The sequence below is a fragment of the Geomonas agri genome (assembly GCF_020179605.1).
GTDB lineage: Bacteria > Desulfobacterota > Desulfuromonadia > Geobacterales > Geobacteraceae > Geomonas > Geomonas agri.
Genome location: NZ_JAINZO010000005.1, coordinates 30,251 through 45,812 on the forward strand (window position 1 = coordinate 30,251; position 15,562 = coordinate 45,812).

Here is a 15,562-nt window from a genome sequence, read left to right on the forward strand (position 1 = left end):
CAAGATGTTCAGAGAAGAAATTGCCAAGATCGAGGACCTTGCCGAGCGAATCCACAAACTCCGGGGGTCTCTTTGACGTAGATGACAAGAAGGAGCGGATGCAGGAGCTCGAGGAGTTGACCTCCCGCGCCGATTTCTGGAACGACGCCGACAAGGCCCAGAAGGTGCTCAAGGACAGGATGGCGATGGAGAAGGACGTCTCCACCTGGGAGAACCTCGACCGCCAGGCCCGTGACATTCAGGAACTGATCGAGCTGGGCAGCGAAGAGCAGGACGAGGCGACGCTCGCCGAGGTCCACGCCATGAACGAGCAGCTGGAGACCGGGGTAAGCCAGGCGGAGTTCCGCAGAATGCTCTCCGGCCCCCACGACGCCTCGGGCGCCTTCCTCTCCATCAACTCCGGCGCCGGCGGCACCGAGTCCCAGGATTGGGCCGAGATGCTCTTGCGCATGTACCTGCGCTATTGCGAGAAGAAGGGATGGAAGACCGAGATCACCGACTACCAGGAGGGTGATGGCGCCGGCATCAAGGGAGTGACCTTCGCGGCCACCGGCGAGTTTGCCTACGGCTACTTGAAGGCCGAGGCCGGCATCCACCGGTTGGTGCGCATCTCCCCCTTTGACAGCAGCGCCCGGCGTCACACCTCGTTTGCCTCCGTGTTCGTCTTCCCGGTCATCGAGGAGGACGACATCGAGATCAAGATCCCGGAGAGCGACCTGAGGATCGACACCTACCGCTCCTCGGGGGCGGGCGGCCAGCACGTCAACACCACTGACTCGGCCATCAGGATCACCCACATTCCCACCGGGACGGTGGTGGCCTGCCAGAGCGAGCGCAGCCAGCACATGAACAAGGCCACCGCCATGAAGGTGCTCCGCTCCAAACTTTACGAGATGGAGCTTAGGGAGCGCGAGGCCAAGGCGGCGGACATCGCAGGCGAGAAGAAGGAGATCGGCTGGGGGAGCCAGATTCGCTCCTACGTGCTGCATCCTTACAAGATGGTCAAGGACCTGCGCACCGGCGTGGAAAGCGGCAACCCGGACAACGTTCTGGACGGCGCCCTCGATGATTTCGTCGTCCCCTTCCTGATGGGGGTGCGCCGGGAGACCAAGGATATCTAGGGAGGCAGGCGAAAGTCTCTTTCCCCCTCCCCAACCCTCTCCCTCCGGGGGCGGGTGCAACACAAGGAACCATAATGCTTAAGACGGTAAGACTGTTGATTATATATCTTCTCCTCCTCGCGCCGGCCGCCACAGGCTGCGCGACGCAGCGGGCCGGGCTCACCAGCGTCGGCTTCGCCATCCAGGTGGGCGCCTTTTCGGATGTCAAAAACGCCGAGCGCCTCACCCGGAAGCTGCAGGAACAGGGGATTGAAGCTTTCTACTTCAAACGGGAAAACGGTATCTACGCGGTCCGTTTCGGCGATTTCCAGCGCCGCGAGGAAGCCCGCAAGGTGGCCCAGAAGCTGGTGAAGGAGAAGACCATTGGCTCCTACTTCATCGCGCCGCCGCAGCCCGACCGCACCGTGCTGGTGCGTGAGACCGTGATCGAGAAGGCGCCGGCGCCCTCGATAACCAAACCGACCAAGCCCGTGCCTCCGGCCAAGAAGAAAGAGGAGCCGGTCAAGCGCGACCGCGGCGACATGGGCAACATCGCCGCGCGCACTGCAGAGCGCTTTGTCGGCATTCCGTACCGTTGGGGCGGGGACACCGTGGTCGACGGCATGGACTGCAGCGGTTTCGTCCGCGCGGTCTACAACCTGTGCGGCATCAACATCCCGCGCACCTCGCGCGAGCAGTACCGGGTGGGGGATGCTGTTGGGCGTGAAGAGCTGAAAGACGGAGACCTCGTTTTCTTCGGCGCCTCCTCTGACGAGATCAACCATGTCGGCATCTTTGTCGGCAACGGCCGCTTCGTCCATGCACCGCGCCGCGGCGACGACATCAAGGTCAGCTCGATGGACGAGTCCTACTTTCAGAAGCGGTTCGTTGGCGCTAAACGCTATTTTTAACGTTGGCGCCCTAGGTGCCGATAAGGTCTAGGCCTCGGGCGAAGAACGCCGAGCACGTGTGACAAACAAGAACGCAGAACATAGAACGTAGAACCTGAATTACACTGAGACAGGAGCAGTTATGGCATTTATTAAGCCGTTCAAGGCGGTACGCCCCAAAAAGGAGCTGGCCGAAAAGGTCGCCGCTCTTCCCTATGACGTGATGAACACCGACGAGGCCATCCAGATGGCGTCCGGCAACCCAGTGAGTTTCCTGCACATCTCCCGTCCCGAGATCGACCTTTCCCGTGACATCGATGTGCATTCGGACCCGGTGTACGTCAAAGGGCGCGACAACCTGGAGAAATTCCTGGCGGAGGGCGTCCTGGTGCAGGACGAGACCGAGCGCTACTACGTGTACCGCCAGAAGATGGGCAACATCACCCAGACCGGCCTCGTGGTCTGCGCCGGCGTGGACGACTACCAGAGCGGCACCATCAAGAAGCACGAGCTGACCAGGGCGGATAAGGAAGAAGACCGCGTCAAGCACATCGACGCGCTCAACGCCAACGATGAGCCGGTCTTTTACACCTACCGCAACGACCCGGCCCTCACCGCGACCATCGACCAGGTCACCAAGGCGGCGCCGCTGTACGACTTCACCACTGATGACGGCGTCTCCCACGCCCTGTGGGATATCGCCGATTCCAAGTTGATCGACTCCCTCACCAAGAGCTTCGCCGCCATCCCGACCCTCTACGTTGCCGACGGCCACCACCGCAGCGCCGCCGCCAGCCGGGTGCGCGACCTGAGGAAGGACGCCAACCCCAAGCACACCGGCAGCGAGGAGTACAACTACTTCCTCACCGTGATCTTCCCGGACAACGAGATGACCATCATGCCCTACAACAGGGTGGTCAAGGACCTCAACGGCCGCGGCGTTGCCGAGTTCATGGCGCGCGTCGGCGAGCGTTTCGAAGTGACCCCGGTTGCCGGAGCGGTCAATCCCGGTGAGCGGCACCAGTTCGGCATGTTCCTGGGGGGCAAGTGGTACGAACTCACCCCGCGCGAGGATTCTTTCCCCGAGGACGACCCGGTCGCCTCCATGGACGTCTCCATCCTGCAGGACAACCTGCTCAGCCCGGTGCTCGGCGTGCGCAACCCACGCACTGACCAGCGTATTCACTTCGTCGGCGGCATCCGCGGCGTCGAGGAGCTGGAGCGGGTGGTCAATTCCGGCGAGTACATGGTCGCCTTCTCGCTGTTCCCGACTTCGATCGAGGAGCTGATGGCGCTGGCCGACGAGGACAAGATCATGCCGCCCAAGTCGACCTGGTTCGAGCCGAAACTCAGAAGTGGCCTCTTTATCCACATGTTGGATTAACAACTTATACAAACCTGACGGAGGAAATTGATGCGTAACGTTGAGAAGTTCCTCGTGCTGTTGCTGCTCATGGCGGCGATAGCCATACCCGCCTGCTCCCAGAAGGACGCTGCCAAGCAGCCGGCAACCGAGAAAGCCGCAGCCAAGGCCGCTGTCGGGGCGGTGACCACTCCCTCCGGCCTTTCCTATACCGACCTCGTGGTTGGTACCGGCCCGTCCCCGACCTCGGGCAAGGGCGTCAAGGTGCACTACACCGGCACTCTGGAAAACGGCACCAAGTTTGACAGCTCGCTCGATCGCGGCCAGCCGTTCGTCTTCAGGATCGGCGCCGGCGAAGTGATCCCGGGGTGGGATGAGGGCGTCATGTCCATGAAAGTGGGCGGCAAGAGGAAGCTGGTCGTCCCGCCGCAGCTTGGCTACGGGGCCAACGGCGCCGGCGGGGTCATTCCGCCCAACGCGACGCTGATCTTCGAAGTGGAGCTTCTCGACGTAGAGAAGTAATCATACCGGTGGCTTGCAAAGGTACCGTGGCGCTGTAAAGTTTTCCTTTGTGTTTTTCAGCCCCCGGTCCCCCGTTGCGAGGTGCCCCATGCGCCTGTTGTCGCTGGCCTTTGTGCTGCTCCCGATCCTGGTCTGTAAACAGGCCCAGGCCGGACAGAAGAGTGTCACTCTCTTTATGGATGGCGCGCGGGTGGAGCAGGAAGTTGCCGCAGCCGGCGGGTACCTGGAACTCCCCCTGCCGGACAGCTTTGCGCCGGGGTCGCTGCGGGTTAAGGCACCGGGGGGGACCGTGCAGCGGGTTGAACTGGTTGCGGCCGAGCAGGATCGCCGTCGGGCTGGTGAGATAGCCCGACTCAGGGAGCGCCGGGGCGAATTGCAGGACCGCATGGACGCCTTGAACCGGCGTGAGGAGATCTTCTCCGCCGCCGCCAAGTCGCAAAGCGGCAAGGCGCCGAGGAAGACCAAGGCCAATCCTGATCCGGTGGTAACGCTGCAGCAGGGGACCGAATTCGCCTTGAACCAGATGGAGGCGGTCTACCGAAGCAAGCGCAAGTGTCGGCTGGCACTCGATGCCGTGGAGCGGGAACTCGCGTCGGCGGCCAAGGGGGTCGCCTCGGCGCGCATCTGGGTCACTGGCAGCAAGGCCCAGGTGTCCTACCAGGTTGGCAGCGAGCGCTGGACCCCGACCTACGACCTCCGGTTCTCGGGGGAGGGGGGCGGCGAGTTGCTGCTGCACGCGAAGCTGCCGCAGCGCGAGAAGGGGGTGCAGTACCAGGTGGTGCGAGGGACCACGGCGAAGCCGGGTGCGGTCGAGCAGGTGCGCGGGGACTTCCCGGTCCTGGCACGCTATCCGCTCAACGCCACCTCTGCCGTCGGTGCCCAGCCTCCGGAGCGCTTCTCTTTTGCACCGATCGAGGCGAGTCTCCCTCCCGGGGAAGCCGCTTTGTACTGGAAGGGAGAGTATATCGGCAGCGCCCCGTTTGCCGGGGGAGGGAGCACCGGGTTTGCCTTGGGGCGCTAGCGAACATCCTTGCCTTTGTATGATTAAGATGTTATAAGGAATCGGTTTTTTTCATGTGATTTGATATTCCCACCAAAAGGAGGAGATATGACTGCAACATCTTCAGATTTCGTCAAAGCGCTGGAAGTAGGGCGTCCCCCCAACGTAGCGAAACTCTTCCCCAATTCAAAAGCACTCCTGGTCAGCGGCAAGGTCATCGACCGTGCCATGAACGCCAAGGGACATGCCCTGGCCCTGGCAGCCAACGGCCGAAACCACTTCGTCATCCGCGGGGTGCTCGCCGCCGCCCAGAAGGCCAACGCAGCCGTCATCATCGAGATCGCCAAGAGCGAGGGTGGCCAGAAGGCATATTGCCCGGTCAACTACTGGAACATGGCCCGCCAGGTGGACGCCGTTGCCAACGAGCTCGGCATCACCATCCCGGTCGCCATCCACGCCGACCACTACGGCATTAAGGGCGAAGCGGACGTCAAGTCGGCAAAGGTCGAGATCCCGAGCATGTTCGATGCCGGTATCACCTCCATCGCCATCGATGCCTCGCACCTCCCCGACGAGGAGAACCTCCTCGCCAACATCGAGCTCAACAGCATCATCCCGGGCTGGGCCGGTCTCGAGACCGAGGTGGGCGAGATCAAGGGGAAAGAGGGGCTCTCCACCGTTCCCGAGGCGCTCTTCCTGATCCGCGGCCTCAACGCCCACGGCATCTTCCCTGACTGGATCGCCCTCAATAACGGCACCACCCATGGCATCGAGGCTTCCGACGCTGGTATCCAGGTGGAGCTGACCGCACAGATTCACGAGGCGATCAAACAGTACGGCGTCAACGGCGCCCAGCACGGCACCTCCGGCAACAGCTACGAGAGGCTGCGCGAGATCGCCCAGAAGACCCGCACCACTAAGGCCAACGTGGCGACCGCCCTGCAGTTCGTCTCCTGGGGCCTCGAGGTCAACGACTATGGCAACGCCAAGCTCGACGAGAACGGCAACTTCATCAAGGTGAAGGGTGAGGGGATGACCGAGGAGCTCTGGGCCGAGATGGTGGCCTTCGCCGATTCCAAGGGATGGAAGAAGGGCGATTACAAGAACCTCAACCTCCCGTTCGAGAACAAGCTTTTGGCCCAGACCAAGGACGTGCGCGATCGCATGTGCAAGAGGGTGGAGGATTTCGCCTACAACCTCATCGCTAACGTCTTCAACGCTGCCGACACCGCGCCGCTTGCCATCGATGCCATCCTCAAGGCCGGCTCCTACGACTTGGGCCCCAAAGGGAAGCGGATCGAGAACCCGGCGGAATGGACCAAGGACCTGCTCCCCAAGCAGGCCCAGGGCCTTTCCAAGGACAAGGGGCCCGAAGGCAACTTTGAGGACTAGCATCACCATCAAGCTGAGAAACACCCGGAGGGGGCCTCGCGCCCCCTTTTGTAGCTGGCTCTGTGGAGGGGGAAGACGATGACGACAGATAGGCGTAACTTTTCACGCGTCGATTTCAGGGTCTCCGCGCTGTTGCAGGCGGAGGGAATGGCAGTCAAGGGGGACGTGACGGACGTGAGTCTGCATGGTCTCTACATGGAGACCCAGGAGCGGATCCCGGTCGGCACACCGGTCGAGGTGACCATCTACCTTTCCGCGGCGCCCGACCCGGTCGTCATCAACGTGAAGGGGACGGTAGCGCGCCTGGTCGAAGGCGGCATCGGCTGTGCCTTCGACAAGATGGACGTCGAATCCTTCGCCCATCTGCGCAGCATTATCTCCTACCAGGGGGGCGACGAGTCCAAGGTTATGGCTGAGTTTTCGGAGTACGTGGTCAAGAAGATGCACGATGAGTAATGTCGTACCTCTGCCGGACCTGGCGCCGCTGCGCGACTGGTTCAGCTCCTACTGCGACTCCTTCCGCACCTCCGATCTGGAGTTGCAGCGCAACTTCGACCTGAAGCAAGAGCATACCCGCAATGTCTGCCGCGACGCCCTGCTCATCGCACAGGGGATGGGGCCGCGTTTCGAGATGCTGGCCGAGGTGGCCGCACTCTGCCACGACCTCGGCCGCTTCCCCCAATTCCGGGATTACCACACCTTCAAGGACAGCGAATCGCTGAACCACGCTCACCTCTCTGCGCAAGTCATGAAACAGCACCATGTGCTCGACTTCCTTCCCGCTGAGGAGCGCGGCTGCATCGAGGTCGCCGTCCGCATGCACAACGCTTTCCTGGTGCCGGAAGCGATCCCCGCAGTGACGGCGAACCTGCTTAGACTGCTGCGCGATGCCGACAAACTGGACATCTGGCGCGTCTTCATCGAGTACTTCAACACTCCGGAGGCTGAGCGCGCGTCCGGCGCTGGCCTTGGCTTCCCCGATCTTCCCGGCTGCTCCGCCGAACCGCTGGCTGCCGTGTCCGCCGGCAGGATGGTTCAGCTCTCCGCCCTCAAGAGCCTCAACGACTTCAAACTGCTGCAGGTCTCCTGGATCTACGACATCAACTACCCCGCGACCCTGCGGCTGATCCGGGAGCGTTCGGTGCTGGAGCACTTTCGCGCCATACTTCCGCAGGACCGGGAGGTCCTCGATGTGCTGGCGCAGGTGGGCGGCTACCTCGAGGAGAAGCTGCGCGAGTCTGCGCACTGACCCCGCGCCCCAGAGGAAACACCCGTGGAACTGCATTACGCGAAGCTGTGGTTCAGCTTCACCCTCAGGCATGATGTAAGCGATCCCTACGCCTTTTATGCCACCCGTGCCGATTTCGAGTCGGCCTTCCGTGCCGCCGTTTCCTGTAAACGCGGGGATTGTGCCGGCTGCCGGCGGGGCGACTGCGCCTTTGCTGCGACCTTCTCCCAAGAGATCGCACAGGATCCGGAAGCGGTACGGCGTCACCAGAAGCCATCCCTCCCGTTCATCTTCGATTTCCCGGTGCTCCCGTCTCCTCCCAACCGCGGGCGCGCCTGCGAGCTCGCCCTCACGCTGGTCGGTAGCTCGATCCAGCACCTACCTGCCTTCCTCGTGGCTGTCACGCTCCTCATCGAAAACAAGGGGGGCGCCGTCGTCGATGTGGCCGCCGAGTCTCCCGGGGGAGCACGCTCCGATTACGCCGGTGACGGCTCCTTGCCCTTGCCGCTACTCGGTTCCCTTGATCCAACCCTCACCGGACCGCTGCCAACGGAGACGGTGGCGCTGCGCTTGGTGACGCCACTGAAGCTGGTGCGCGATGGCCGCCTGCTCAAGGGTTTCACCTTTGCCGACTTCGCCCGCACCCTCATGCGTCGCGTCTCCTCGCTCGCATACCACTACGAAGGTGCCGAGCCTGCCATGGATTACCGTTGGCTGTCCGGGCAGAGCGAATCCGTACGCACCGTCGAGTCCGACTGTCGCTTCGTATTCTGGAACGGCCGGCCGGCCGGCATCCTCGGCACTGCCCGCTTTGCCGGGGATCTGGAACCCTTCCACCTGCTCCTGCACGTCGGAACCGCTACCCATCTTGGTAAAGGAGCCTCATTTGGCTTTGGTTGCTACTGTGTCGAACGGTAGCTCGTCGCGCCTCTCTCTTTGATAATTAGAATCTTGTAATAACCTCCTTCTTGGTTAGAATTCCGAAGTGTCTTTTTCAGCCGAGTGGGAGGAGCAGGGTCATGGCGCGCACCTTCTGGAGACCATTGCTGATCACCGCCTTGTTTGTTTTGCTGCTCGACCTCTTTTACGGGACGATGGTGAAGCAGACGGCGGAACGTGGAGCGGAAATAACCTACAGCCGTTTTCGCGCTGAACTTGCTGCCAATAACATAGTCAAGCTGACATTGAGGGGCAAAAGCGCCAAAGGGCAGTTCCGCACCGCCATCAAGGTGCCGGCGGTGAGCGTCGAACAAAAAGGGAAGGACGTCGACGTCACCAACTTCAGCACCACCCTGCCATCCATCGAAGATCCTACCCTCCTGCCGGAATTGAGTGCCCGGCGCGTCGACGTCAACGTTGTCTCTACCGATGGCTCCACCCTGGGGTCGATTTTCCTGTATCTGCTGCCCTGGTTTATCATCATCGGGGTCTGGGTTTTCGTTATGCGCGGAATGCGCAAGCAGGGGCCGAGCGGAATGATGGGCGGTTTCGCCCGCTCCGGGGCCAAGGCCTATACCTCCGAGCGCATCGACGTCACCTTCGCTGACGTGGCGGGCATGGAGGAGGCGAAGCAGGAACTGCGCGAGGTGGTCGAGTACCTGAAGGACCCCAGGAAGTTCCAGCAGATCGGCGGGAAGGTGCCCAAGGGCGTGCTGCTGGTAGGACCTCCGGGAACCGGCAAGACGCTTCTGGCTCGGGCTGTGGCGGGCGAGTCGGGCGTCCCCTTTTTCTCCATTTCGGCTTCCGCCTTCATCGAGATGTTTGTCGGCGTCGGCGCCAGTCGGGTTCGCGATCTCTTCGCCAGTGCGCGTAAGATGCTCCCCAGCATCATCTTTATCGATGAGTTGGATGCGGTGGGGCGAAGCCGCGGCGCCGGTTTCGGCGGCGGCCATGACGAGCGTGAACAGACCTTGAACCAGCTACTGTCTGAGATGGATGGCTTCGATCCGCATACCGAGGTGGTCGTGATCGCCGCGACGAACCGGCCCGACGTGCTCGACCCCGCCTTGCTGCGCCCCGGCCGCTTCGACCGCAACGTGGTGATCGAGCGTCCGGACTGGCGGGATCGCGAGAAGATCCTCAAGGTTCACACCCGGCGCATCCCCCTGGCGCCACAAGTCGATCTTTCGGTCATTGCAAAGGGGACCCCCGGCATGACGGGTGCAGACCTGGAGGGGCTGGTCAACGAGGCCGCCATTCTCGCGGCGCGCGACAACAAGGTCATCGTGGGGTTGGATGACTTGGAACGGGCGAAGGACAAGATCCTCATGGGTGGTGAGCGCCACATGGTGATCTCGGACGACGAGAAGCGGATTACCGCCTACCACGAGGCCGGGCACGCGCTGGTGGCACGGCTATTACCGAGCACCGATCCGGTGCATAAGGTCACCATCCTCCCCAGGGGGCGCGCCTTGGGGGTGACCCAGCAGTTGCCCGAGGACGATCGCTACCACTACCCGCGTGCCTACCTGGTGAACCGCCTCTGCGTGGCGTTGGGTGGTCGGGTTGCCGAGCGCATCGTTTTCAACGACGTTTCTTCGGGCGCTCAAAGCGACCTGAAGCACGTGACAGGACTGGCAGAGAAGATGGTCTGCCAATGGGGGATGAGCGAGAAGATAGGTGCCATGACATTTCCGCGCGGAGAGGAACACCCGTTTTTGGGGATGAAGCTTGCTGAAGAGAAGACGTTTTCTGAAGAGATGGCGTGGTTGATCGATCAGGAGATAGCGAGCCTAATCCATTCCGCGGAGGGGAAGGCGATGGAATTGCTCAGTGGCAATCGCAGCAAGCTCAATGCCTTGGCCAATGCCCTATTGGAAGAAGAGACTCTTAACGGTGAGCGCGTAGACGAGATCCTGGCCACCGCCTGACTCGCAGGCGGCCAGTCAGACCAGCCGAGAAGACCCAGAAGACCCAGAAACCAGCCACGCCCACTCAGTTCCTAATAGATGATGATGTACCCCTTCTTGCTGGCGATTCCCGTTATCTCAAGGGTGTCCTTGATCCGGAACGTCTCGCCGTCCAGCGTGAAGACGTAGCCATCCCCATCAGGTACCGCCAACTCAATCAGGGACTCAAACGATGCTGTTTTAATAGTTTCCATGGGGCGCACTATACCATTTGCCGCCCCAGCCGTAAAGTCTTTGCATCATTGCATTACAACTGATTTATGTCATAGTAATGTCTGCTCATTTCCGGCACTATCTTATGCTGCCCATTTCATGTTATCGAGGTTTACATGGTGAGAAAGAGAAAGAGTGGGGTCCTGCTGCACCCCACGTCTTTGCCAGGCCCGGGAGGGATCGGTTCTTTCGGTGAGGAAGCAAAGAGATTCGTAGATTTTCTGCACAAGTCAGGGCAGTCCCTGTGGCAGATCCTCCCGCTTGGCCCCACAGCCTATGGCAATTCGCCATACTCCTGTTACTCCGCATTCGCCGGCAACCCATTGTTGATCAACCTGGAGATGCTGCAGGCCGAGGGTGACCTCATGCCGGAAGAGGCGACGGCGGAGCTCGATTCCGAGCGCGTGGATTTTGGCGCCGTCGAGATCTATAAGATGGCCCGCCTCAAGGAGGCTGCTGCCCGCTTCTTCGTGGAGGCCCCCCAAAAGCGCAAGGAAGAATTCTGGCATTTTTGCGACACCACCTTTTGGCTGCATGACTACGCGCTTTTCATGGCGTTGAAAGAGCAGTTCAAGGAAGTGAGTTGGAAAGACTGGCCGGACTCCCTCGCCAAGCGGGAACCGGAGGCCCTCTCGTCCTGGAGCGAGAAATTGGGTACGGCCATAGGCGAACAGAAGTACATGCAATGGCAGTTCTCCCGACAGTGGAAGCAGCTGAAGACCTACGCCAACGTGCTCGGCATCTCCATCGTCGGCGACCTTCCCATCTTCGTCGCCTACGACTCAGCCGATGTCTGGGCCAATCCGCACTTGTTTCACCTAGACGAGAAAGGCGTTCCCATCGTCGTTGCCGGCGTACCTCCCGACTACTTCAGTAAGACGGGACAGTTGTGGGGCAACCCGCTTTACAACTGGGATAAGATGGCGGAGCAGGGTTTCGGCTGGTGGATAGCGCGGCTGCGCAACGATCTCTCCCTCTACGACATGGTGCGTATCGACCACTTCCGCGGCTTCGAGGCCTTTTGGGAGGTGCCGATGTGGGAAAAGACCGCCATAAACGGCCGCTGGGTCAAGGGGCCGGGCGAGGCACTTTTCCACGCGCTGCGTAACGCTCTCGGCAGCCTGCCGATAATCGCCGAGGACCTCGGTATCATCACCCCGGAGGTGGAATCGCTGAGGGATCAGTTCGGCCTTCCGGGCATGAAGATCCTCCAGTTCGCCTTCGGCTCCGGTCCCGACAACCCGTACCTGCCGCACAACCATGTGAGGTCGTGCGTGGTCTACACCGGAACCCACGACAATGACACCACCGCCGGGTGGTTCCACTCCCTCAAGGCGAAAGAGCAGAAAAACGTGCTGTCGTATTTCGACCGCGACGGCAACGACATTGTGTGGCAGATGGTGAAATGCACGCTCGCCTCGGTGGCGGATTATGCCATTATCCCCATGCAGGATCTTTTAGAACTCCCCAGCAGCGGCAGGATGAACGTGCCGGGCGTGGCGGGAGGGAACTGGAGCTGGCGCTGCTCCGCCGATGCCTTCTCAGGCAGGCTGGCGGCGAAACTCGCACGGACTACCGAGCTTTATGGAAGACTGCCAGACTAAATCGGTAGTGTTTTTAATTGCAAATTTCTTGACAGCGTGGCAGAGGTTTTTGTATAGAGGATATAGTGTGTATTCTTTATAAAAAAGCTTCAGAAAAGGCGGGAAAGAACTATGTCAGAAAAAACGTTAGGTTTTGACACCCTTGCACTTCATGCCGGCCAGACTGTAGATCCGACCACCCTGTCCCGTGCCGTGCCGATCTACCAAACCTCCTCCTATGTCTTCAAGAGTTCGGAGCACGCCGCCAACCTCTTTGGCTTGAAAGAGTTCGGCAACATTTACACCCGCTTGATGAATCCGACCACCGACGTGCTGGAGAAGAGGGTAGCCGAACTGGATGGCGGTGTCGCCGCCCTTGCCGTGGCATCCGGCCAGGCTGCAACTACCTATGCAATTCTCAATATCGCAAGTGCCGGCCAGAACATTATCTCCACGAGCTACCTGTACGGCGGTACCTATAACCTGTTCCATTACACCCTGCCGAAGCTCGGCATCACGGTGAAGTTTGTCGATTCCTCCGACCCTGAGAACATCCGCAAGGCTATCGACGAGAACACCCGCCTCGTGTATAGCGAGGCCATCGGCAATCCAAAGAACAATGTCGACGATTTCGAGGCGATCGCCAAAGTTGCCCATGACGCCGGCATTCCCTATATCGTCGATAACACTGCGGCCACCCCGTTCGTGTTCCAGCCGCTGAAGCACGGCGCTGACATCGTGGTCTACTCCCTCACCAAGTTCCTTGGCGGGCATGGCACGAGCATTGGCGGTTGCGTCGTCGACGGCGGCACCTTCCCCTGGAACAACGGCAAGTTCCCCGAGTTCACCGAGCCCGACCCGTCCTATCACGGTCTCAAATTTTGGGATGCGTTGGGCAATATCTCTTACATCATCAAGATGAGGGTGGAACTGCTGCGTGACATGGGTGCCTGCCTCTCTCCGTTTAACGCCTTCCAGATTCTGCAGGGGATCGAGACCCTGCATGTCAGGATGCAGCGCCACGTGGAGAATGCGCAGAAGGTTGCCGAGTGGTTGGAGGAGAACCCGTTGGTGACCTGGGTGAACTATCCCGGTCTGCCGAGCCACAAGGATCATGGCAATGCCAAGAAGTATCTCAATGGTGCCGGCGCCATCATCGGGTTTGGCATCAAGGGCGGACTCGAGGCGGGCAGGAAGTTCATCGACAATGTGAAGTTGCTGTCGCACCTGGCCAACATTGGCGACGCCAAGAGCCTGGTTATCCATCCGGCATCCACCACCCACCAGCAGCTGAGCTCTGCGGAGCAGTTGGAGACCGGTGTCAGTCCAGACTTCATCAGGTTGTCCGTTGGCATAGAAGACGTGAAAGACATCATCGCCGACATAGAGCAAGCTCTTAACGCAGCCCAAGCCTAGCTCAGGCAGCCTAAAAAAGCAGAAGGGCGATGCGCAAGCGTCGCCCTTTTCTTATGTGGCCATCTGTCAAGATTTTTCAAAGATCGAGGTGATAAACCTTCTCGTTGGGCATCTTTTTACAGAGGATGCCTTTTCTTGTTCGCGCCAGATTCACGCCGAGTACCGATCCGGTACCTAGAGAAGGTTCGCCATTTTTCGTCCGCCACCTTTGTGGCAAAAGGGTCGTCGCGACTCCTCAGGTTAAGCCCTGGATGTGCGATACATCCTTTGCTCGATACATAGACGCCATAGGATTATTGCCAGCCGCCGCGCCACAGCAGTTATTGCCTTCTGAGCAATCCCAGTCTTGCCAAGCAGGCGATGGTAGAGAGTTTCGGCGTAATGGTCCCTGCTTTTCCACATCCAAGCAGCTTCGATCAGCAGACTGCGCAATCTTGTTTGACCGACGGGCACGAGCCTGCCTGAAGGTGATTTGTTGCCACTTTGCCGAACAACCGGTGCAAGGCCAAGATAGCTAGCCACCTCCTCAGGTCTTGCAAATCGGTCAGGTCGGAACAGCTCCATAGCAAACGTGGTTGCTACTGTTGGCCCCACGCCAGGCACGGACTGCAGGCAAGCCATGCGTTTTGCCAACTCTTCTGATTTTACAAGGCTCTTAAGTTGCGACTCTAACCTGCGCAGCTCTTCCTTGTGAAACGCCAGCTCGCGCAGGTAGCTTTCAAGCGTCATGAGGGCTGCCGGATCCATCGGCATCCCCAACAGCACTTCCGCCACATCACTATGCCAGTTGGTCAGCTCCTTTGGCTCATCAATGCCGAGGAAGAGTAGATGACCTTTGATGCGTTGTTTGCAACGCCTCGCTGAGTCCACCACAGCGTGACGTCTCCGCAACAGGGTGCGACGCGCCTCTTCCTCTGCAGTCGGGATCGCAATGGGCTTGAGCATGCCTTTAGCTGCATAGTGCGCCAGCTTAAGACAATCGAGTCGGTCACACTTAGCACCTGGTGTTACAGCGCGGGGTATCTTGCTAGGAGCAGCAACGATGACTGGAATAGCTGCATTCTGAAGCGCCCGGGCCAGGGAGAAACCCGTTGGCCCGGACTCGTAAGCTACAGCTCCAATACGCACAGACAGGCATTGGAGGAATTGAACGACTGATTCTGATGAAGCAGGAGTGACCAGAGTGATAGCGCGACCATCGGTACGTCGCACCGCGACGTGATAGCTGCGCTTATGAACATCAACCCCGACATAGAAGATGTGAGATTCATACCCTGCGACAAAGTGCTCAGTTCCTGTTAGACTCGTTTTTGCCATGTTGGCCTCCCTCGTTACGGTAACCTGAAGCGGAACACTTCAATGTTACCAGGATGGCCAGCATGGTATTTTTCGTTTAGTATTCCCCGGTCCACTCAGTCCACGACATGTCTACCGAGTCAACCAGGGGGCACAGTAAACCAGTCCTTCAGCCATTACAGCCGCTTCGCTCTGGTTAACAAAAACAAACAACAAACCCGTTGACGCAGTCAAAGTCATTTGCTATAACCACCCTCCGCTGACGAACAAGGCATTTCTCTTCGGCAGCGGCCAACAAAAAAGCATTGACAGCCGAAACTGCCTTTGCTATAAAGTTGAGCTTCGCAGTAACGACGTTCTTTGCAACCGAATAGCTGAACCGGCAGGAAGAAGGGCCACAGGAGCACCTCGCGGTGTTCTGACAGTCTTTCGGGCACGATCTCTGGATCAGGCCACTGCAACATGCCTCGAAAAATTTTTGAAAGAAAATGTTGACAGGCGGCAACGGTTCAGGTAGGGTGCTGAGTCTGTCGCAACACGGCGGCTTGGTCTTTGAAAACTAAATAGTAGACGAAACAGCATTTGCGAGTTTCAAAATGTAACAAGTCAGTTGTTTCAAACTAGAATCGGATTTTCCGGTTTCATTTTAA

General features: G+C 59.6%; 14 protein-coding genes. 12 read left to right on the top strand and 2 right to left on the bottom strand.

Going from position 1 to position 15,562, the window contains the following annotated elements:
• Window positions 1–4 precede the first annotated feature (4 nt).
• From prfB to ftsH, 10 genes are all read left to right on the top strand, one after another.
• Window positions 5–1,121 (top strand): peptide chain release factor 2 gene (prfB, locus tag K7R21_RS20355; protein WP_224985127.1). Its coding sequence is split into 2 segments (ribosomal slippage): window positions 5–73 and window positions 75–1,121, totalling 1,116 coding nucleotides; the frame shifts between segments, so codons are not numbered across the junction.
• Between the two features lie 74 nt (window positions 1,122–1,195).
• Window positions 1,196–2,011: a C40 family peptidase gene (locus tag K7R21_RS20360; RefSeq protein ID WP_224985128.1), complete on the top strand. Its 816-nt coding sequence runs from the start codon at window positions 1,196–1,198 to the stop codon at window positions 2,009–2,011.
• Window positions 2,012–2,132: 121 nt separating this feature from the next.
• Entirely contained in the window at window positions 2,133–3,374 is a 1,242-nt protein-coding gene (locus tag K7R21_RS20365; RefSeq protein ID WP_224985129.1) for a DUF1015 domain-containing protein, read from the top strand.
• 30 nt (window positions 3,375–3,404) lie between these two features.
• A complete protein-coding gene (locus K7R21_RS20370; RefSeq protein WP_224985130.1) occupies window positions 3,405–3,875 on the top strand; it encodes an FKBP-type peptidyl-prolyl cis-trans isomerase in 471 nt (156 codons plus the stop codon).
• Window positions 3,876–3,963: 88 nt separating this feature from the next.
• Window positions 3,964–4,896, top strand: a complete 933-nt coding sequence (locus tag K7R21_RS20375) for a DUF4140 domain-containing protein (protein WP_224985131.1) — start codon at window positions 3,964–3,966, stop codon at window positions 4,894–4,896.
• An 87-nt stretch (window positions 4,897–4,983) separates the two neighbouring features.
• Window positions 4,984–6,267, top strand: coding sequence for a class II fructose-bisphosphate aldolase (locus K7R21_RS20380; protein ID WP_224985132.1), 1,284 nt, complete (start codon window positions 4,984–4,986; stop codon window positions 6,265–6,267).
• Window positions 6,268–6,345: 78 nt separating this feature from the next.
• Window positions 6,346–6,723, top strand: a complete 378-nt coding sequence (locus K7R21_RS20385; RefSeq protein ID WP_224985133.1) for a PilZ domain-containing protein — start codon at window positions 6,346–6,348, stop codon at window positions 6,721–6,723.
• Window positions 6,716–7,516: an HD domain-containing protein gene (locus K7R21_RS20390; RefSeq protein WP_224985134.1), complete on the top strand. Its 801-nt coding sequence runs from the start codon at window positions 6,716–6,718 to the stop codon at window positions 7,514–7,516. The genes K7R21_RS20385 and K7R21_RS20390 overlap by 8 nt, the downstream gene beginning before the upstream one ends.
• A 24-nt stretch (window positions 7,517–7,540) precedes the next feature.
• Window positions 7,541–8,413 carry a CRISPR system precrRNA processing endoribonuclease RAMP protein Cas6 gene (cas6, locus tag K7R21_RS20395; RefSeq protein ID WP_224985135.1) on the top strand — a complete coding sequence of 291 codons (873 nt, stop codon included), beginning with the start codon at window positions 7,541–7,543 and terminating at the stop codon, window positions 8,411–8,413.
• A 101-nt stretch (window positions 8,414–8,514) separates the two neighbouring features.
• Window positions 8,515–10,365, top strand: coding sequence for an ATP-dependent zinc metalloprotease FtsH (gene ftsH / locus K7R21_RS20400; protein WP_224985136.1), 1,851 nt, complete (start codon window positions 8,515–8,517; stop codon window positions 10,363–10,365).
• Between the two features lie 71 nt (window positions 10,366–10,436).
• On the opposite strand, the gene K7R21_RS20405 is transcribed toward ftsH, so the two are convergent.
• Entirely contained in the window at window positions 10,437–10,598 is a 162-nt protein-coding gene (locus tag K7R21_RS20405) for a hypothetical protein (protein WP_224985137.1), read from the bottom strand.
• Between the two features lie 135 nt (window positions 10,599–10,733).
• Between K7R21_RS20405 and malQ the strand changes: the two genes are divergently transcribed.
• Window positions 10,734–12,221, top strand: a complete 1,488-nt coding sequence (gene malQ / locus K7R21_RS20410) for a 4-alpha-glucanotransferase (protein ID WP_224985138.1) — start codon at window positions 10,734–10,736, stop codon at window positions 12,219–12,221.
• 111 nt (window positions 12,222–12,332) lie between these two features.
• Window positions 12,333–13,616: an O-acetylhomoserine aminocarboxypropyltransferase/cysteine synthase family protein gene (locus K7R21_RS20415; RefSeq protein WP_224985139.1), complete on the top strand. Its 1,284-nt coding sequence runs from the start codon at window positions 12,333–12,335 to the stop codon at window positions 13,614–13,616.
• 240 nt (window positions 13,617–13,856) lie between these two features.
• Here K7R21_RS20415 and K7R21_RS20420 read toward each other — a convergent pair whose 3' ends face one another.
• Complete coding sequence (locus tag K7R21_RS20420; RefSeq protein WP_224985140.1) at window positions 13,857–14,933, bottom strand: IS110 family RNA-guided transposase; 1,077 nt, start codon at window positions 14,931–14,933, stop codon at window positions 13,857–13,859.
• Between the last annotated feature and the right edge of the window lie 629 nt (window positions 14,934–15,562).